This is a genomic window from Salinigranum rubrum, from assembly GCF_002906575.1.
GTDB classification, from domain to species: Archaea; Halobacteriota; Halobacteria; order Halobacteriales; family Haloferacaceae; genus Salinigranum; species Salinigranum rubrum.
On the sequence record NZ_CP026309.1, the window covers coordinates 1,351,309 to 1,368,848 of the forward strand.

Annotated in this window: 21 protein-coding genes and 2 pseudogenes; 15 read left to right on the forward strand and 8 right to left on the reverse strand. The window is 68.9% G+C overall.

The features are described 5' to 3' along the window. The first annotated feature begins 13 nt into the window (after positions 1-13). On the forward strand, positions 14-889 hold the full coding sequence (locus C2R22_RS06640; RefSeq protein WP_245902910.1) for a halocarboxylic acid dehydrogenase DehI family protein: 876 nt from the start codon (positions 14-16) through the stop codon (positions 887-889). A gap of 35 nt (positions 890-924) precedes the next feature. Here the strand turns inward: C2R22_RS06640 and C2R22_RS06645 are convergent, their stop codons facing one another. Beyond that, on the reverse strand, positions 925-2,007 hold the full coding sequence (locus tag C2R22_RS06645) for a LeuA family protein (RefSeq protein ID WP_103425063.1): 1,083 nt from the start codon (positions 2,005-2,007) through the stop codon (positions 925-927). Positions 2,008-2,423: 416 nt separating this feature from the next. Here C2R22_RS06645 and C2R22_RS06650 point away from each other — a divergent pair, with 416 nt between their 5' ends. The 3 genes and pseudogenes from C2R22_RS06650 to C2R22_RS06660 all read left to right on the forward strand — a co-directional run bounded on the left by C2R22_RS06650 (position 2,424) and on the right by C2R22_RS06660 (position 4,605). After that, complete coding sequence (locus tag C2R22_RS06650) at positions 2,424-2,624, forward strand: hypothetical protein (protein ID WP_103425064.1); 201 nt, start codon at positions 2,424-2,426, stop codon at positions 2,622-2,624. Positions 2,625-2,732: 108 nt separating this feature from the next. Continuing rightward, positions 2,733-3,416, forward strand: a complete 684-nt coding sequence (locus C2R22_RS06655; RefSeq protein ID WP_103425065.1) for a PHP domain-containing protein — start codon at positions 2,733-2,735, stop codon at positions 3,414-3,416. A 38-nt stretch (positions 3,417-3,454) separates the two neighbouring features. Continuing rightward, positions 3,455-4,605 (forward strand): annotated as a pseudogene (locus C2R22_RS06660) (asparagine synthase-related protein). Between the two features lie 24 nt (positions 4,606-4,629). On the opposite strand, the gene nikR reads toward C2R22_RS06660, so the two are convergent. Continuing rightward, positions 4,630-5,136, reverse strand: coding sequence for a nickel-responsive transcriptional regulator NikR (gene nikR, locus C2R22_RS06665; RefSeq protein WP_103425066.1), 507 nt, complete (start codon positions 5,134-5,136; stop codon positions 4,630-4,632). Between the two features lie 209 nt (positions 5,137-5,345). Between nikR and C2R22_RS06670 the strand changes: the two genes are divergently transcribed. Genes C2R22_RS06670 through C2R22_RS06685 form a run of 4 tightly spaced genes read left to right on the forward strand, consistent with a single transcriptional unit; the run spans position 5,346 to position 7,945 of the window. Then, positions 5,346-6,011 (forward strand): energy-coupling factor ABC transporter permease, encoded by a 666-nt coding sequence (locus C2R22_RS06670; protein WP_103425067.1) that lies wholly within the window; start codon positions 5,346-5,348, stop codon positions 6,009-6,011. Further along, positions 6,008-6,325: a PDGLE domain-containing protein gene (locus C2R22_RS06675; RefSeq protein ID WP_103425068.1), complete on the forward strand. Its 318-nt coding sequence runs from the start codon at positions 6,008-6,010 to the stop codon at positions 6,323-6,325. The genes C2R22_RS06670 and C2R22_RS06675 overlap by 4 nt, the downstream gene beginning before the upstream one ends. After that, positions 6,309-7,130 carry a cobalt ECF transporter T component CbiQ gene (gene cbiQ / locus C2R22_RS06680; RefSeq protein WP_162562405.1) on the forward strand — a complete coding sequence of 274 codons (822 nt, stop codon included), beginning with the start codon at positions 6,309-6,311 and terminating at the stop codon, positions 7,128-7,130. Before C2R22_RS06675 ends, cbiQ begins: the two co-directional genes overlap by 17 nt. Next, a complete protein-coding gene (locus tag C2R22_RS06685) occupies positions 7,127-7,945 on the forward strand; it encodes an energy-coupling factor ABC transporter ATP-binding protein (protein ID WP_103425070.1) in 819 nt (272 codons plus the stop codon). Before cbiQ ends, C2R22_RS06685 begins: the two co-directional genes overlap by 4 nt. A gap of 8 nt (positions 7,946-7,953) precedes the next feature. Here the strand turns inward: C2R22_RS06685 and C2R22_RS06690 are convergent, their stop codons facing one another. Then, positions 7,954-8,427, reverse strand: a complete 474-nt coding sequence (locus tag C2R22_RS06690; protein WP_103425071.1) for an NUDIX hydrolase — start codon at positions 8,425-8,427, stop codon at positions 7,954-7,956. Between the two features lie 40 nt (positions 8,428-8,467). After that, on the reverse strand, positions 8,468-8,659 hold the full coding sequence (locus C2R22_RS06695; RefSeq protein ID WP_103425072.1) for an SPW repeat domain-containing protein: 192 nt from the start codon (positions 8,657-8,659) through the stop codon (positions 8,468-8,470). A 78-nt stretch (positions 8,660-8,737) separates the two neighbouring features. On the opposite strand from C2R22_RS06695, the gene C2R22_RS06700 reads away from it, so the two are divergent. After that, positions 8,738-9,562, forward strand: a complete 825-nt coding sequence (locus C2R22_RS06700) for a DUF429 domain-containing protein (RefSeq protein ID WP_103425073.1) — start codon at positions 8,738-8,740, stop codon at positions 9,560-9,562. Here the strand turns inward: C2R22_RS06700 and C2R22_RS06705 are convergent. Next, positions 9,559-10,560, reverse strand: coding sequence for a transcription initiation factor IIB (locus C2R22_RS06705; RefSeq protein ID WP_103425074.1), 1,002 nt, complete (start codon positions 10,558-10,560; stop codon positions 9,559-9,561). The two genes, C2R22_RS06700 and C2R22_RS06705, sit on opposite strands and share 4 nt — an antisense overlap. A 298-nt stretch (positions 10,561-10,858) precedes the next feature. Here C2R22_RS06705 and C2R22_RS06710 point away from each other — a divergent pair, with 298 nt between their 5' ends. From C2R22_RS06710 to gatA, 4 genes and pseudogenes are all read left to right on the forward strand, one after another. Further along, positions 10,859-11,833 (forward strand): hydroxyacid dehydrogenase, encoded by a 975-nt coding sequence (locus C2R22_RS06710; RefSeq protein WP_103425075.1) that lies wholly within the window; start codon positions 10,859-10,861, stop codon positions 11,831-11,833. Then, a pseudogene (locus tag C2R22_RS27395) lies at positions 11,830-12,516 on the forward strand (HpcH/HpaI aldolase family protein); the annotation flags it as partial. The gene C2R22_RS06710 and the pseudogene C2R22_RS27395, both read left to right, overlap by 4 nt. A 217-nt stretch (positions 12,517-12,733) precedes the next feature. Next, complete coding sequence (gene gatC, locus C2R22_RS06720) at positions 12,734-13,012, forward strand: Asp-tRNA(Asn)/Glu-tRNA(Gln) amidotransferase subunit GatC (protein WP_103425076.1); 279 nt, start codon at positions 12,734-12,736, stop codon at positions 13,010-13,012. Beyond that, a complete protein-coding gene (gene gatA / locus C2R22_RS06725) occupies positions 13,013-14,281 on the forward strand; it encodes an Asp-tRNA(Asn)/Glu-tRNA(Gln) amidotransferase subunit GatA (RefSeq protein WP_103425077.1) in 1,269 nt (422 codons plus the stop codon). It begins immediately after the preceding gene. Between the two features lie 59 nt (positions 14,282-14,340). Here the strand turns inward: gatA and C2R22_RS06730 are convergent, their stop codons facing one another. Continuing rightward, the gene (locus C2R22_RS06730) at positions 14,341-14,805 is read right to left on the reverse strand and encodes a pyridoxamine 5'-phosphate oxidase family protein (RefSeq protein ID WP_103425078.1); all 465 of its coding nucleotides are present in this window, start codon (positions 14,803-14,805) and stop codon (positions 14,341-14,343) included. Positions 14,806-14,968: 163 nt separating this feature from the next. Between C2R22_RS06730 and C2R22_RS06735 the strand changes: the two genes are divergently transcribed. Then, complete coding sequence (locus tag C2R22_RS06735) at positions 14,969-15,988, forward strand: alcohol dehydrogenase catalytic domain-containing protein (protein WP_103427599.1); 1,020 nt, start codon at positions 14,969-14,971, stop codon at positions 15,986-15,988. 32 nt (positions 15,989-16,020) lie between these two features. Continuing rightward, positions 16,021-16,476 carry an arsenic resistance N-acetyltransferase ArsN2 gene (gene arsN2 / locus C2R22_RS06740; RefSeq protein WP_173862782.1) on the forward strand — a complete coding sequence of 152 codons (456 nt, stop codon included), beginning with the start codon at positions 16,021-16,023 and terminating at the stop codon, positions 16,474-16,476. A 43-nt stretch (positions 16,477-16,519) separates the two neighbouring features. Here arsN2 and C2R22_RS24940 read toward each other — a convergent pair whose 3' ends face one another. Together C2R22_RS24940 and C2R22_RS06745 are read right to left on the reverse strand one after the other, a co-directional pair. Beyond that, positions 16,520-16,693, reverse strand: coding sequence for a hypothetical protein (locus tag C2R22_RS24940; RefSeq protein ID WP_162562406.1), 174 nt, complete (start codon positions 16,691-16,693; stop codon positions 16,520-16,522). Between the two features lie 151 nt (positions 16,694-16,844). Beyond that, complete coding sequence (locus tag C2R22_RS06745) at positions 16,845-17,531, reverse strand: potassium channel family protein (protein WP_103425079.1); 687 nt, start codon at positions 17,529-17,531, stop codon at positions 16,845-16,847. Between the last annotated feature and the right edge of the window lie 9 nt (positions 17,532-17,540).

Here is a 17,540-nt window from a genome sequence, read left to right on the forward strand (position 1 = left end):
TCGTCGCTCGGGCATGGCTATCGACACCAGCGTGCAACTGTACGACTCCGCTGCGACGGGGTGGCAGCGCGGCCTCTACGACGACATCCAGGCGACGTTCCGCGCGCCCGTCGTCAACTGGATCTTCCGGACGCTCACCGCGAACGAACCCGCGTTCACCCGGTACCTCTGGGCGCAACTCAAGCCCGTGTTCGAGACGCGACTGTGCGGCGAGGCCTGCGTCGCGTACCGCACGGCGCTTCGTGAGCCGTTCGACGACCTCCCCCGGTACCGGGCCCGGGAGTTAGGACTCGACCCGTGGGCCTGGCGCGAACTCCACGGCCAACTCCGGACGTTCGACACGGTCGCTCCCCGCCTCGCCGTCACCTTCGAGTTCGTCTACCGGTCGCTCCACGACGAACCGGTCGGCGTCGACCCGCGGACGGACGAGGCGGCGACCGCGCCGCTGCCGGAGTGGCTGGAGGGCGACCGCGGACTGGCGCCGACGATGGGCGCGTTCGACGACTTCGACCCGGCGGTCGAGGAGACGGTCCGGTCGGTCCAGGCGTTCCACGGCTTCGACGAGGGACTGCCCTCGATCTATCGCTGCTTGGTGCAGTGGCCCGACGCCTTCGCTCGGATGTGGACCGACCTCGAACCGCACCTCGACTCGTCGGCGTTCGGGACGGCGTGTGCGGCGGCCCGGGAGGTCACCGTCGACCTCGTCGAGTCGACGCCGTACGTTCCCCAACTCTCGCCCGACGCCCTCGAACGCGCGGGGTTCGAAGCCGACACCGTCACTGCGCTCCGTGACCTCTTCGACGACTTCGCCCGCGGACCGGTCGAGACCGTCCTCCCGGCCGTCGTCCTCGTCGCCCCGACCGTCGGTGCCGGATTCGACGGGCCCTGACCTGACCTGACCTGGTCTGCCCCGACTCTCCGGGCTCACACCCGTCGTGCCAGGTCGAGCGCCGAATCGAGGCCCATCGGACCCTCGTCGGCGAGGGCGGAGCGCAGGCGTTCGACGCGCTCGTCGCTCGGGTCCCGCCCGGCGCGTTCGAGCAGTCGGCGTGCGCCGCCGCGTCCGGTGTTCGCGCCGAACACTAGCGTCCGACGCCCGCCGAACCGCGCCGGTTCGTACGGTTCCATCGAACTCGGCTCTTCGAGCATCGCGGCGACGTGGATGGGCGACTCGTGTTCGTGGACCGCCTCGCCCAGAACGGCCTTCCGGGGGTCGACCGACTCGTCCAGCGCGTCGAGGACGTCGCGGCACACCGGAACCAGTTGTCGAGAGTCGAGGCCGAACCCCTCCCCATCGTCGAGGGCGGCCGCGACGACCAGTTCTTCGAGCGCCGTGTTTCCCGCCCGCTCGCCGAGCGAGGCGACGGAGACGTCCGCCCGGCCCACGCCGCGGTCGGCGGCGACGAGCGCGTTGGCCGTCGCACAGCCGAGGTCGTCGTGGAGGTGGACGCCCACCCGCGAGAGGTCGACCGACTCGCCCACCGAGTCGAGAAACGCTCGTACCGAACGCGGGGTGGCGGTTCCGACCGTGTCGGCGAGGCTCACGAACCGGGCGTCGTCGAATCGCGCGGTCGCCCCGGCGACGACGTCGGGCGGCGTGCGGAACGCGTCGACGAACGTCAGCGTGGGCGTCGCCCCGCCGTCGTGGACCGCGTCGACGGCCGCCCGCATCGCGGTCAGCATCTCGTCCCGTGTCTTCCCGACCGTGTGTTCGAGGTGGAGGTCCGAAAGCGGTCCGAACACCTCGACGACGTCGGCACCGGCGTCGAGCGCCGCCTCGACGTCCCGGGGGAGGGCGCGGGCGATGGAGACGACGGCCGCGTCGCACTCGTCGGCGACACGCTCGATGGCGGCCGCGTCGGGGTCGCCCGCGGCGGCGAAGCCGACCTGGACGTACTCGATGCCGAGTCGGTCCAGCGCCCGTGCCGCGTCGACCCGTGCTTGAGCCCCGTACGACCGACCGGGCATCTGTCCGCCCTCCCGAACGGTCACGTCCTGTAACTGCATCCGGTCCACGTACGACCACCCGGGTGAAACGGTTTGTCCTGCGGACGTCCCTCGGCAGCCGACTGACTCTCACGGCTGGCATTTTCACGAACATCGTCATGTTATCCGGGCTGTCCCACTGGATATGAGTGCGACAATCGACACGTTCTACGACAACGAGTGGATGGGAAACTGGACGTACCGCCCCGACGCGGCCAGGCGACTCGAAGCGGTCTTCGACGGCGGCTTCTGACGTCTCGAACCCGTTCGGGGACAGCGCCCGTTCGAGTGGTGAGAACGCCGGGGTCCCGGCGCTGTCCGACCGCTCCGACAGGGGCTGGCACGACGTTTTCGGTGCGCGGTGACGCCGCTTGCTGCCCGCGTTCGACGAGGGATTTCGACACTCCTATATCGAGTCACGAACCACCCCACGAGTAATGGATGAGTCACGTGTCTGGGGCTCCCTCGGCATCCTGCTCGCCGTCGCGGGCCTCGCGGTGATCGCACTCGACCACGAGTTCCTCACGGCCCTCAGCGAGGGACACGTCGGAGAACCGATCGTCTTCTACGTCGTCGGCGTCGCACTCGCCGTCCTCGTGACCGTCGTCATCATCGCGCCGAGTATGGCCGGCGAGTGACCTGTCTGCGGGGATTCGGCACCTCGGGTCGTCCCCACGGACGCACAGTCGACGGTCTGACCGAGACGGACCGAGGCGCTTTTTTACTGACCGCCGCAATCTCCTCCCGTGTTATCGGTCGAGTTGCACGCACACTCCGCGCTGTCGTACGACGGGCGTGACCCCGTCGAGGACCTCCTCGAACGCGCGCAGGCGGCCGACCTCGACGCCATCGCCGTCACGGACCACGACGAGATAGACGCGAGCCTCGACGCGGCCTCTATCGCGCCCGACTACGGCCTCGTCGGTATCCCGGCGATGGAAATCTCGTCGGCCGCCGGACACGTCCTCGCCTTCGGCATCTCCGACCTCGTGCCCGCGGGGCTCCCCTTCGACGAGACGCTCGATCGTATCCGCGACCTGGGGGGCATCGCCATCGTCCCGCACCCGTTCCAGACCTCCCGACACGGCGTCGCCCGGCACATCACTCGGGAACAACTCGCGACGGCGGACGCCATCGAGGTGTACAACTCCCGGCTCCTGACGGGCCTCGCGAACCGGAAGGCCGAGCGGTTCGCCGAGGAACACGGCCTCCCGATGACCGCCGGCAGCGACGCCCACATCGCCGAGATGGTCGGCCGCGCAGTCACGGAGGTCGACACGGACGAACGCACTCCGGAGGCGATCCTCGACGCCATCTGCGCGGGACGGACGAGCGTCGTGGGACGGAGAACCCCCTGGCGCGTCTCCATCCAGCAGGCGCTCTCGGGCGTCCCCCGTCGCGTGAAACACACCGTTCTCGACGTCTTCTGAGGGTCACAGATGGTGACGGACGCGAACGGAACCGGGACATGACCCGCGACGCCCTCCGCGGCGCGTCCTCCGACCTCGTTCGAACCGCGCTCTCGGAACGGAACCCGCTCCCCGGGACCGGCGGGTTCGCCGGCGCGCTCGACACGGACGTGACTGTCGAAGGAGACGCCGTGGTCGGGGGGCGCGGCGGCCGTGTCGTCCGCGACGTCCTCGGGAGGGAACCGGTCTTCGTCGACGGCGAACGCGCGCGCTGGAGCTTCGAGCCTCGACGCCTCGACGACCCGCGACTCGTCGACGCCGGCCGTCTCGTCGACCTCCGGTCGAACGAGGAGACGCGCGTGTGGACGCTTCCCGACCCCGCTCCCGAAACCGACCGCGAGGCCGCCATCGAGGCTGTCCGCGATGCCGTCTTCCGGTCCGTCCGCGACGTCGACGCCGACTCGCTGGCCGTCGCGTTTTCCGGAGGAGTCGACTCGGCGCTCGTCGCCAGCGGCGTCGACGCGCCCTGTTACGTCGCGGGCTTCCCCGACTCGCACGACGTGGCGGCCGCCCGCGAGGCCGCGACCGCGATGGACCGCGACCTCCGCGTCGTCGACCTCTCACACGGCGACCTCGTCCGTGCCGTTCCTGACATCGTTCGCGCCACGGGACGGACGAATCCGATGGACGTTCAGATCGCGCTCCCGCTCTTCCTCGTCGCAGAACGCGTTCAGGCCGAGGGGTTCTCCCGACTAGCCGTCGGACAGGGCGCGGACGAACTGTTCGGCGGCTACGCGAAGGTCGTCTCCCCCGCCGAGGACACCCGCGTCGACGCCGACACCGTCCGCGGGGCGCGCCGCGAGACGATAGAGACGCTTCCACAGCAGTTAGCACGGGACGTCCTCGCGCTCCGCGCGTCCGGCGTCGAACCCGTCGCACCGCTCCTCCACGACCGGGTGGTAGCGGCCGCCCTCGCGCTCCCGACGACCTGCTCGCGACCGAGGACGAGCGAAAGATCGCGCTCAGACGCGCCGCCGGAGGCGTGCTCCCCCCCGGCGTCGTCGCCACTCCGAAGAAGGCAGTCCAGTACGGGAGCCTCGTCTCGCGCGAACTCGACCGACTCGCCCGTCGGGCGGGCTACAAGCGCCGGATGGACGACCACGTCGGGCGGTACATCCGGTCGCTGGTAGATGCCGACGCGGATGGGTGAGTCGGTCGGGGGACGGCGACTCGGTCAGTGGTCGTCTCCCGTCTCGTCCGCGCGCTCGTGTCCGTGTCCCCGACCGTGACTGTGGTCGCGGCCCCCATCGTGGACGGAGGCGACCTCGTCGTCGGCCCCGACGACGGCCAACTGGACCTGGTGGATCCCTCGGAGCGATTGGATCCGACGGACGAGTTCGCGGATGTCCGCCGCCGGGCCGTCGACGACCAGCGTCTCCAGACAGCGGTCCGCCGAGAGGTGAACGTGCTGAGTCGAGATGATCGTCTCGTGGAGGTCGTGCTGAAGGTCGAGCAGGGCGTCCGTCACGCCCGTCACGTCGTGATCGTAGAGGACGACGACGGAGCCCTGGTGTCTGCCGTCGAGGTCGTCGCGCCATCGGTACGAAGAGACGAAGCCCCGGAGCGCGTCCCTGACGGCCTCCGAACGGCTGTCGTAGTCGGCGTCAGCGACGACGCCGTCGACCTCCGCGAGCAGATCGGTCGGGACGGTAAGGCTCACACGTTCGAGGCGCTCGGACATGCCTCGGGGTGCTGGCCCCGACGCGATGAAACTTTCTCTCCGTCGGTCGCGTCAGTCTTTCGGGTCTAACCCACGTTCGGTGGACGAATAGCTGCGACGAGGGAGAATCTAACCCGATATGTTTCGTCATTCGTCGCCGAACGGTCAGTATTACGAACCAAGTAGAAAGTATTATCGGGGGCTGGCGAAACAGTCCGAGCGAACACAGCATGCACATCCCTGACGGCTTTCTCGACCCCTGGGTTCTCGCGGGCTGTTTCCTGCTCGCGGGGGCCGCCATCGCCTTCTCGTCGTGGAAACTGAACGGTGGCCTTGAGGGCACGCGCGTCCCGTTACTCGGCGTCGTCTCGGCGGGCATCTTCGCCGCGCAGATGCTCAACTGGCCCATCCCCGGCGGGACGAGCGCACACTTCGTCGGTGGCGCGTTCGCCGCCATCCTGCTCGGTCCGTACCTGGGCTGTCTCGCGATGGCGTCGGTCGTCGTCGTCCAGGCGTTCGTCTTCGGCGACGGTGGCGTCCTCGCGCTCGGCGCGAACCTCCTGAACATGGCAGTCATCGACGTGTTCGTCGGCTACGCCCTCTTCCGTGCGCTCGTCGGGGTCGACGAGACGCTCGCCGCGTTCGTCGCCGGTTGGGGTGCGATTACGGTCTCGGCGGCCGCCGTCGGTCTTCAGGCCGGCCTCTCGTCGACGTTCGCGTACGACCTCGGGACGACCCTCACCGTGATGACCGTGGGCCACGCCGTTTTGGGCCTCGTCGAGGGACTCATCACCGTCCTCGTGGTCCGGTATCTCCTCGACGTCCGCCCGGACCTGGTTCTCGGGGTCGCCGGGTCGAACACCTCTACCGACGCGGTCGAGGAGGCGGCAGTATGAACGGCCGCTGGACGGACACTCCCACTTGGTTCCGCCGTTCGCTCGTCGTCCTCGTCGTCCTCGTCGTCCTCGCGCCGGTGTTCGCGCTCGCCGCCGGTGCGGTAGGGTATGCCGAGCCACTGGAGAACGTCGCCGAGGCGACCGGGGCGACCGAGCACGAACGGACGCTCCTGTCTAGCCCGTTCCCCGACTACTCCGTCCCGGGCACGGGAACGGTCGTCGGCACGCTCGTCTCCGGACTGCTCGGGACTGCCATCACTCTCGCCGTCGCGGTCGGCGCCGGTCGACTGCTCGGCCGTGACCTCGGACTCTAACGCGATGGCCGGAGCCGTCCTGCACGTCTCGACGGACCTCGCGAACGTCGTCCGAACCGCGCTCGTGACCGAGGAGACGGCCGCGACCGACGGGTTCGTCCAGCGTCTCCACCCGACCGTCAGACTCCTCGGTATCACCGCGCTCCTCGTCGCGGCCGCCCTCTCGTCGGACCTCGCGGCGCTCGCCGGACTCCTGGGGTTCGCGTTCGTGCTTGCGGTCGCCTCGCGCGTCCCGCTCGGACCGTTCCTCGCACGGACGCTGACGCTCGCAGCGCTCTCGGGCGTCGTCGTCCTCCCACAACTCGTCCTCACGCCCGGCACGGCGCTCTTCACTGTCGGTGGCGTCGCCGTCACCGAGTCGGGGCTCGCGTACGTCGCACTGTTCGAGACGCGCGTCGTCGCGAGCGTCGCGCTCGTGACCGTCCTCTCGCTGACGACGCCGTTCGGCACGGTCGTGTCGACCCTCCGGAGCCTCGGCGCGCCGACGACGCTGACGACGCTGCTCGCGCTCACGTACCGCTACCTGTTCCTGTGCTTCGCCGAACTCCACCGGGCGCTGCTCGCCCGCGAGAGCCGACAACTCCGCCCGCGTGGGTTCGTCGCCGAGTGGCGGGAACTCGGCACGCTGTCGGGGAGCTTCCTCCTCCGGACGGTCGAACGCGGTGAGCGCGTCGAACGGGCGATGCGTGCCCGCGGCGGTGCCCGTCCGGCGTCGCCGTATCGTCGGCCACGCCCGCTCGGCGTCCGTGACGGCGTCTTCGCCACGGTCGTTCTCGGCGCGCTCGCGCTGGTGGTCCTGGCGTGACTACGCCCGTCCTCCGTGCCCGCGACCTCCACTACGCGTATCCGGACGGGACTGTCGCGCTCTCCGGGATCGACCTCGACGTCGCGGCGGGCGAGCGTGTCGCCGTCACCGGGCCGAACGGTTCCGGCAAGAGCACGCTCCTCCAGGTCCTCGGCGGGCTCGTCGAGCCTTCTGGAGGCCACGTCGAGTACTTCGGCGAGACGACGACCGCCGAGACGGTCCGCGAGCGTCTCGGGGTGGTCCTGCAGGACCCCGACGACTCCCTGTTCAACACGACGGTCCGAGCCGACATCGAGTACGGCCCCGCACAGCTGGGCGTCCCACGCGAGGAGGCGGATCGGCGTGTGCGCGTCCTGGCCGATGCGCTCGACCTCGACGGCCTCCTCGACAAGCCGCCGCACCGTCTGAGCGGCGGCGAGAAGAAACGAGCGGCGCTCGCGTGCGTCCTCTCGTTCGAACCGTGCGTGCTCCTCCTCGACGAGCCGACGAGCGCCGTCGACGCCCCGCGGACAGCCGACGTCCTCGACATCCTCGACCGCCGCCACCGAGCGGGGACGACTCTCGTGACCGTCACGCCCGACGTCGAACTCATCCCGAGAGTGGCCGACCGGGTCGTCGTCGTGGGTCCCGCGGGCGAACTCGTCGCGGACGGCCCGGTCGCGGACGTCCTCACGGACCCCGAGACGCTGGCGACCGCGGGATTAGAGCCGCCCGCCACTGTCCGTCTCTTCGACCGGCTCGGCTGGGACGACCCGCCGGTCGACGTGGACGACGCCCTCGACCGGCTCGAAGCGAAGGGTCTCGCGCGCCGGTGACGCCGGCCTCACCCGGAGTACTCGGCGGCCGCCGCGACCGCCTCGGCTCCCAACTCGCGGACGTCGTTGTCGACGTCCGCCGCACGAAGTTCTCTGGTCGTGTACCAGTCCCACGCGCTCGCCGGTTCCTCGTCGTCGTCGGGGGTCAGCGCCCGGGAGTCGACCGTCGCGAAGAACACGTGGTCGATGTGCTGGTGGCCGACCTGGTCGCCGTAGCGGTTGACGTCGGCGAGCATCAGGTGGCGCGGCCGGGGAATGGCCCGCGACGTCTCGGAGGCGACTTCGGCGTGGTCGGTCAGGAGAGTGGGTTCGAGCCCCGTTTCCTCGCGCGCCTCGCGGAGGGCGGCCTCGTGAGGGAGTTCGTCGCGGTCGATGTGGCCGCCGGGCGGCAGGCGGATGTCGAGTCGGGGGTGCTCGTGGAGGGCTGTCGCGCCGTCGTGGACGAGATAGACCGTCGCGGTGAAGTGCCGTGTCGTCTCCATGTCCGAGGGTCCGCCCGGGCGGGTTTGGGCGTTTCCGTTCCTACTCGTTGCGGAGACCGACCGCGATGACGAGCGCGAGCGCCGTCGTCACGACGCCGATGCCGATGGTGTTGTTGAACGCCGCGCCGTCGACGGGGTAGACGAACGGCGAGGCCAGCGTCCACAGGCCGACGAGGACGAGGAGCCACGCGGCGTATTCGGGGATCGGGTCGGTGTCGGATTCGGTGCTCATACGCACAGGATTGGATAGCAGATGCAAAACAATTCGGATCAGAGAAAATTTCATTATCGAGACTATTAACATCACCCTATGAGCGTCGCTGGTGTCGATGGTTGCTATGACGGGTGGGTCGCGATAGTACTCGAGGGAACGGACGCCACTACTGTCGTCGAAGAGTCGTTCAGTGCGGTCTGGGACGAGTGTAACACGTGTGACTCGGTGCTGGTCGACGTTCCTGTCGGTCTCGTTTCGGGCAGCAAGTCAAGCGAGTACATACGCGCCTGTGATACCGCTGCCCGGAAACGGATCGCTTCCCCATCGAGCGTCTTTCAGGTTCCCATCCGAGAAGCGGTCGATGCGTGGAAACATGCCGAAGACGCCCGAAAACGTGACGCTGCGCGAGAGGCACAGCGGGAGGTGACGGGTCGTGGACTCACGAGCCAGGCGCTTTCGCTACTGGACAAGATCGCCGAGGTCGACACGTTCGTCGGTGAGTGTTCTGATGTGGACGACGTCTCGAACAGACTCGCTGAGAGTCACCCGGAGCTTTGTTTCACCGCGCTGAACGGCGGCAGACCGCTCTCTCGTTCGAAGGCAACCCGACACTCGGATGCAGGACTCGCCGACCGGTACGATGTTCTCGACGACGAGTTCGAAGGTGACACGGCGACCACGCTGTGGGAAGCGCTCTGTCAGTGCCGGAACGTTGAGGCCGAGTCCGACGAGCACACCCCTGAAGTGACGTTCGACGACGTCCTTGACGCATTCGTGCTCGCGCTCACTGCTCGCCAGGACACTGCAACACTCCCGCCCTCGCCCGAGTCAGACTGTGAGATAGAGTGGCCGATGGCTATGGCGTATGCTCCGCCGGGTGTCTTTGACGACGGAGACAAAACCAAGCTCGACGCGGTCTAGGGCACCTGGACCTGCTCTTCGGCTTCGAGCAGTTCGTGGTACCGGTTTCGGATCGTCACTTCGGAGATGTTCGCGACCTCGCTCACTTCCGACTGGGTGACCTTCTCGTTGGTGAGGAGGGAGGCGGCGTACACCGCGGCCGCGGCCAGCCCCACGGGGGACTTGCCCGAGTGGATGCCCGCCTCCTTGGCGTTCTGCAGGAGCTGACGGGCGCGCCGCTCGGACTCGTCGGAGAGGTCGAGATCCGAGGCGAACCGGGGGACGTACTGCTCGGGGTCCGCGGGCTTGATTTCGAGTTTGAGTTCGCGGACGACGTACCGGTACGTCCGGGCGATTTCGTCCTTCTCGACGCGGGAGACGGCGGTAATCTCGTCGAGCGAGCGGGGCGTTCCGGCCTGGCGGGCGGCGGCGTACAGCGACGCGGTGGCGACACCCTCGATGCTCCTCCCTGGAAGGAGGTCGTCCTGGAGCGCGCGGCGGTAGATGACCGACGCGGTCTCGCGGACGCTGTCGGGAAGCCCCAGCGCCGATGCCATGCGGTCGATCTCGCCGAGCGCCTGCTTGAGGTTTCGCTCCTTCGAGTCGCGGGTGCGGAAGCGCTCGTTCCAGGTGCGGAGGCGCTGCATCTTCTCGCGCTGGCGCGACGAGAGCGAGTTACCGTACGCGTCCTTGTTCTGCCAGCCGATGTTCGTCGAGAGCCCCTTGTCGTGCATCATGTTCGTCGTCGGGGCGCCGACTCGCGATTTCTGGTCCTTCTCGTTGGCGTCGAACGCACGCCACTCGGGACCGTGGTCGATCTCGTCCTCCTCGACGACGAGACCGCAGTGTTCACACACCGTCTCGCCGTGTTCGGTGTCGGTCGCGAGGGGACCGCCGCACTCGGGACACTCGACGGACTCGTCTGCCGTCGCGGATTCGTCTTCGGTCTCTTCGGCCTCGCCTGTGCGCGCGCGTGCGCGGGCCTGCTCCGGGTCGTAGCTTCGGACGGATTCAGTCATTGGTTGGGGTGGGGGAGAAGTGACTGCGGGGCAGTCTTTGTCGATATATTGATACGGGATTGAGATACTTAAATCTGCCTAATTAGTCTCTCGTGCAAAAAGATGAAAAATAACACACAGTGCGGTTTAGACGGCGCACGAGCGACACGATTCGCACACGGTGTTCGATTACGCTTGGTGAACGCGTTCGACAACATGAATGTTGTGCTACGGGGGACTCACTCGAAACTGACCGGTGTCGCCGAGTGACACCCGTACACACGCACACGCTTTTGCCGGTCCGTGTGAATCCTCCGGCATGTCGACCCAGTGGGAGGTTCTCCTCCCGGCACACATCGACCCGTCGGGGCCGGCGTCGATCGACGACTTCGCTCGGTGTACCGGGATGGACGAGTACGCGGACGTCGCCGACGCGCTCGGAGACATCGGGCGGTACGACGCAGTCATCGTCAGAACGACTGAACTCGACGCGGACGTCGTCGAGCGGGCACGTCGGTTGCAGGTCATCTCGAAACACGGCGCGGGCCTCGACAACGTCGACGTCGACGCGGCGTCACGTCGCGGCATCGTCGTCTGTAACACTCCCGGTGCCAACGCGCGCTCCGTCGCCGAACACGCGATGGCGCTCCTGTTCGGCGTCCGCCGGAACCTCCGGACGGCGGACCGACACGTCCGCAGCGGAGCGTGGAACCGCTCGACGTTCGCGGGTCACGAACTGACTGGCGACGTGCTCGGTCTGTTCGGCTTCGGTGCTATCGCCCGCGAAGTCGCCGACCTCGCGCGGGGGATGGGCCAGCGCGTCTGCACCTACGACCCCTACGTCGCGGACGAGGACGTCCCCGCGGGAGTCGAACGCGTCGCGGACCGCCTCGCGCTCTTCGAGCGTGCCGATGCGGTGAGCGTTCACGCGCCGCTCACCTCCGAGACCCGGGGCGTCGTCTCGGACGAGGAGTTGCACGCGCTCGGCCCCGATGGCCTCCTCGTCAACACGGCACGAGGGGAGGTCGTCGACGAGGCGGCCCTCGTCGAAGCCCTCTCCGGGGGCCGACTCGGCGGTGCCGGCCTCGACACGTTCGCCGAGGAACCGCCGGGCGAGGGACACCCCCTCTACGCACGCGACGACGTCCTCCTGACGCCACACGTCGGCGGGGTGACCGCGGAGGCGCTGGAACGGATGAGCCGGCAGGCGGCCGCGAACGTCCGCACCGTCTACGAAGGGGGACTCCCCGAGTCGACGGTGAACCGAGAGGCACTCGAGGAGGCGGGCCGATGAGGACCGAAAACGGCATCCGGCGGGCGTTAGAGGACGGCCAGACCCTGTTCGGAGCGAGCGCAGACACGTTCTCGCCGACGGTCGTCGAGACGCTCGGCGACATCGGCCTCGACTTCGTCTGGCTGGACTTCGAACACGGCGGGCCGAGTCCGTACGACAGCACCGCCTTCGAGGCACTCACCCGTGCGGCCGAGGCGGGAGACATCGAACTCCTCGTCCGACTTCCCGCACCGGAGCCACCTCTCATTCGGAAGGTGCTCGATGCGGGCGTCCGAACGATTCTCCTCCCGCGAATCGAGACGGCCGCGGAACTCCGCCGGGGGGTGAAGGCGGCGTACTTCTCGTACGACGGCGACCTCGGCGACCGGGGGGTCGGCATCGGCCGGACGGGGCGGTGGGCGGGTTACACCGACAGCTACGTCGGCGGCGAGGACGACGAGGTGCTCGTGGGGACGATGGTCGAGAACGAACGCGCCGTCGACAACATCGAGGAACTGCTCGCCGTTCCCCGACTGGGCTTCGCCTTCGTCGGTCCGGCGGACCTCGCGATGTCGATGTCGGGCGGCGACCCGTTAGAGAAGAGCACCGAGGCCGTTCGGACCGCCATCGACCGCACGCGCGACGCCTGCCTCGACGCGGGCGTTCCGGTCGGGCGAATCAGAAACGACGTGAGCGCGGCGCAGGCGGCGCGTGAGGAGGGGTATCAGCTCGTCCGCATCGGCGGCGACGTCGAGTCGATGCGGACCACGCTGGGACGCGGCTCTCGGAACTCGGTCGCTGACGCCCCTCTGGTGGCTAGTCTCTGCGCCGACGGTCCTCTGGGGCCGGTTTTCGCGGTGACGGCTCCCGGCACGGTCGGGCATCGAAACCCTTACTCCCCGGCCACGGTTTCGGTCATCCATGAGCGATTCGCCCGTCGACAGCGAGGAGGTGCGTCACGTCGCGGAGTTGGCGCGCGTCGACCTGGCCGACGAGGAGGTCGAGGAGTTCGCCGCGCAGTTCGCCGACATCCTCGCGTACTTCGACGCGCTGGACGAGGTGCCCGAAATCGAGGCCGACGAGGACCTCGTGAACGTGATGCGTCCCGACGAGGTCCGCGAGGGCCTCTCCCAGGAGGAGGCGCTCTCGAACGCCACGGAGACCGAAGCGGGCTACTTCAAGGGACCGCGGGTGTCGTAGATGGCCTCGCTGAACGCCTTCATCACCGAGGAGCGCATCGAGAGCGACGCCGACGGCCCCCTCGCGGGGAAGACGGTCGCCGTCAAGGACAACATCTCCACCGAGGGCGTGCGAACGACCTGCGGGTCGGCGATGCTCGACGACTACGTCGCGCCGTACGACGCGACGGTCGTCTCCCGACTGAAGGACGCCGGCGCGACCATCGTCGGCAAGTCGAACATGGACGAGTTCGGGATGGGAACCACCACGGAGACGTCGGCGTTCGGCCCGACTCGGAACCCGGTCGACACCGACCGCGTTCCGGGAGGCTCCTCCGGCGGGTCGGCCGCGGCCGTCACGGCGGGCGAGGCTGACCTCGCGCTCGGGTCCGACACCGGTGGCTCGATTCGCTGCCCCGCCGCGTTCTGCGGCGTCGTCGGCATCAAGCCGACGTACGGTCTCGTCTCCCGGTACGGCCTCGTCGCCTACGCCAACTCGCTCGAACAGATCGGTCCCATCGCTCCCTCCGTCTCCGAGGCGGCGTCGCTGCTCGACGTCATCTCGGGGGAGGACGCGAACGACTCCACCACCGTCGCCGAGGGCGACGACTCCGACTACGCCGCGGCCGCCGGCGGCGACGTCGACGGCCTCACGCTCGGCGTCCCGACCGAACTCATCGAGGGAGCCGACGAGGGCGTCGTCGAGACGTTCTGGGACTCGATTTCCGAGTTAGAGGCGCAGGGGGCCACCTACGAGGAGGTCTCGCTCGAATCCATCGAGCACGCGCTGGCGGCGTACTACGTCATCGCCACGTCCGAGGCGTCCTCGAACCTCGCGCGGTTCGACGGCGTCCGTTACGGCCTCTCCGGTGGAGAGGGCAACTGGAACGAGTCGTTCGCGCGAGCCAGGGAGGAGGGCTTCGGCGCCGAGGTCAAGCGGCGCATCCTCCTCGGGACGTACGCGCTGTCGGCGGGCTACCACGACAAGTACTACAAGAAGGCACAGGACGCCCGCGCCTGGGTGCGTCGGGACTTCGAAGGGGTGTTCGACGACGTGGACCTCGTGGCGTCGCCGACGATGCCCGTCCTCCCCCCCGAACTCGGCGAGAGCCTCGACGACCCCCTCCAACTCTACCTGATGGACGCGAACACCGTTCCCGTGAACCTCGCGAACCTCCCCGCCATCTCGGTGCCGGCGGGCGAGGCCGACGGGCTTCCGGTCGGTCTGCAACTCGTAGCGCCGAAGTTCGACGAGTCGACGATGATTCGGGCGGCCAGCGCCGTCGAGTGACGCGCCTCGGCTCTCTCCGTCTCGGCCGCCCGCGGACGCTCCCTGTCTTCGCTGTCGGCTCACCCGCGGTCCGGCCGGACCGCACGCCCGTGGACGCTCTCGGGGTCGAGTCGCCAGCCGCGAAGCCCCTCGACGAGGTCGACGTTCGCGAACTGCGTGGAGGACCACGGGTTCGCGTTGAGCAGCGACCGCAGCGTCTCCCAGTCGTCGTCCGGTAAGTCGACGGCCGTCAGGGGACCGGTCACGGCCACGGACCGCCAGTCGAACCGCGCTCGCACGTCCGTTACGAGGAGGCGCGCTGTCGCCCCATCCGTGACGAACGCGGATTTGCGGCTCTCCTCGCCCGTCCGGAGGAACCCGAAGTAGACGGCGTCGCCGTCGTACCCGAACGAGATGGGGAGGCTGTACGGTTCGTCGTCGGCCGCGAGCGAGAGGACGCCCCACCCCTTCGAATCGAGCAGGTCGTCGACCGCCGACTCGCCCATCGGCGTTCCCGTCCACGGCCCGTGCGGATCGCTGGGCATGTTGTCGTGTACGACGCTCCCACACGTCAATTCAGCGACTCGTCTCAGGAGGTGGGAACGACCGTCGGGCTATACGCTTCCGACTGGGACGGCCGTGCGTCGAATCGGCCACCGCGCCGTGGCGGGCAACACGCCTATCCGTCCCTCGGCCGAAGGTGGCTCGATGCGTGCCGCTGCCTTCACCGACCTGACCGGACCGAGCGGCGTCGAACTCGTCGAGCGTCCCGACCCCGAACCCGGACGAGGGGAGGCCGTCGTCGACGTCGACGCCTGCGCGATCAACCGTCACGACCTCTGGATACTCGAAGGCGACTCCGCGATGGTCGACGCCTCACGGCTCCCGTTCGTCAGCGGCCTCGACGTGGCCGGCGTCGTCCGCTCCGTCGGCGACGGTGCGGGCGTCGACGTGGAACCCGGCGACCGGGTCGTCCTCTGTCCGAACGAGACCTGCGGGACCTGTCGCTTCTGTCGGGAGGGTCCGGAGAACCGCTGTGCGGAGTTCTCGCTGTACCACGGCGGCCTCGCCGAGCAGGCGCTCGTCTCTGCCGACCGCCTCCTCGCGCTCCCCGACTCGGTCGACGCGACAACCGCGGCCGCCCTCCCCACCGCGTACATGACGGCGTACCACATGCTCCGACGGGCCAACCTCGGTCCCGGCGACCTCCTGTTCGTCCCGGGCGCGACAGGCGGCGTCGGCGTCGCGACGGTCCAACTCGCGGCTCTCTCGGGAGTTCGGACCGTCGGCACCTCCTCGTCGGCGACGAAACTCGACCAGGTCGAATCGCTGGGACTCGACCACGCCGTCGAGTCGACCGACCCCGACGAGATCCGCCCGGCCGTCGAGGACGTCGGTGCGCCCGACGCCGTCGTCAACCACCTCGGCGGCCCCTACACCCGACTCGGCCTCGACGTCATGCGCCGCGGCGGGCGGATGCTCGTCTGCGGTCGCACCGCCGGCGGCGTGTCGGAGTTCGACGTCCCGGACCTGTTCCTCGGACACAAGCGCGTCGAGGGGAGCACGATGGGCACGCAGGGAGACCTCCAGCGACTGGTCGACCTCGTCGCGGCCGGCGACCTCGACCCGGCCGTCGAGGCGACGTACCCGCTCGCCGAGACGGGCGCGGCGTTCGCGGCGATGAAAGAGCGCGAGAGCGTCGGCAAACTCGTCGTCACGACCGACTGAGGACTTATGCCCCCGGACGATGAAGGACGCCCGTGACGCAGACGGTGTCGCTCCGGGCGGTCGACGCAGACGCCTCCGACTCCCTCGACTACGTCGAGCGCCTCCTGGCGCGGAACGACCTCCCCACGGCGGACGTTCGCGCGAACCCCGGCTACTTCTTCGTCGCGTTCGAAGGGGAGCAGAAGGTCGGTGTCGGCGGTATCGAACGATTCCCGCCCGACGGGCTCCTCCGGTCGGTCGTCGTCGAGGAGTCGATGCGAGGCCGCGGCGCGGGTGCCGCCCTCTGTGACCGATTGGAACACGAGGCGGCGAGCGACGGAGTCGACACGCTCTACCTGCTGACGACGACGGCGGCCGACTTCTTCGCCGCCCGCGGCTACGAGCGGGTCGACCGTGCGGACGCGCCCGCGTCGATTCGGGGGACGAGCCAGTTCGAGTCGCTGTGTCCCGATACCGCCACGGTCATGCGGAAACGGCTGTCGCCGTAGCGCGCCGCTGCGGCCGGGGTCCCGGGTCGAGCGACCGTTGCCCTCACCCGACGGCCGACACGTACGGGACCGCCGTTCGGACCAGCACGAGCGCGCGAACGGGCTGATCGCCGTCGATGAGTTCGTAGGCTCGCGTTGCGGTGTCGGCGCTGATCTGTCCCGACCGGCGGAACGCGTCGACGAGGGCACGAGCCTCGCGGTGGTTCCAGGTGTTCATACCGGTGAATGCCGACGCGACAGCGTCAACACCACGCCTCGTTCTCCGTCCCCGAGAATCGGCGCCGACGGACCGCACCACCGGCACGACCCTGAGAGAACGACGGGACAGCCCCACACTGCGTCCGGGGACGGCGAACCGAACGCGCCCGTCAGCCCCGCATCAGGTTCATCACCTCGTCGGCGACGTCGGACTCGACGGCGACGACGTAGCGGTGGCCCACTTCGAGCACCGTATCGGGCCCTCCCAGTCGGTTGCCCTGGTAGTCGACGATGATGAGCGTTCCCCGGGGGAGGCGGACCTCGTCGAGGCGCTTGCCGGCCACGGGCGCGGCCTCCGTGATTTCGATTTCGACGATTTCGACGTCGCCGGCGACGTCCTCTATCGTCCGGACGCCCCCGCCGGCGATTTCGTTCGTCGCCGCGCGCGCGCCGAGCCGTTCGGGGAAGACGAGGCCGTCGACGTACTCCTCGTACAGTTCGTCCGGGGTGGCGGTGACGCGCATCACGGTCCGCACCTCGGGCGCCATGCGCTGGGCGGCCATGCAGACGGCGAAGTTGGTCGTCTCGTCGTCGGTGAGCGCCGCGACGACGTCGCTCCTCCTCGGCTGGGCCTGCCGAAGCGTCTCCGGTCGGGCGGCGTCGCCCTCGATGACCGTCGCGAGGTACGCGTCGGTCAGTTCGCGACAGCGCTCCGCGTCGGCTTCGACGATGACCACGTCGTGTCCGCGGTCGGTGAGGAGTTCCGCCGTTCGGACGCCCATCTCGCCGCCGCCGGCGAGGATGACCCGGAGGTCCTGTACGTCGGTGTCGGTGTCGGTGTCGGGAGTCGAGTTCATGGTACGGAT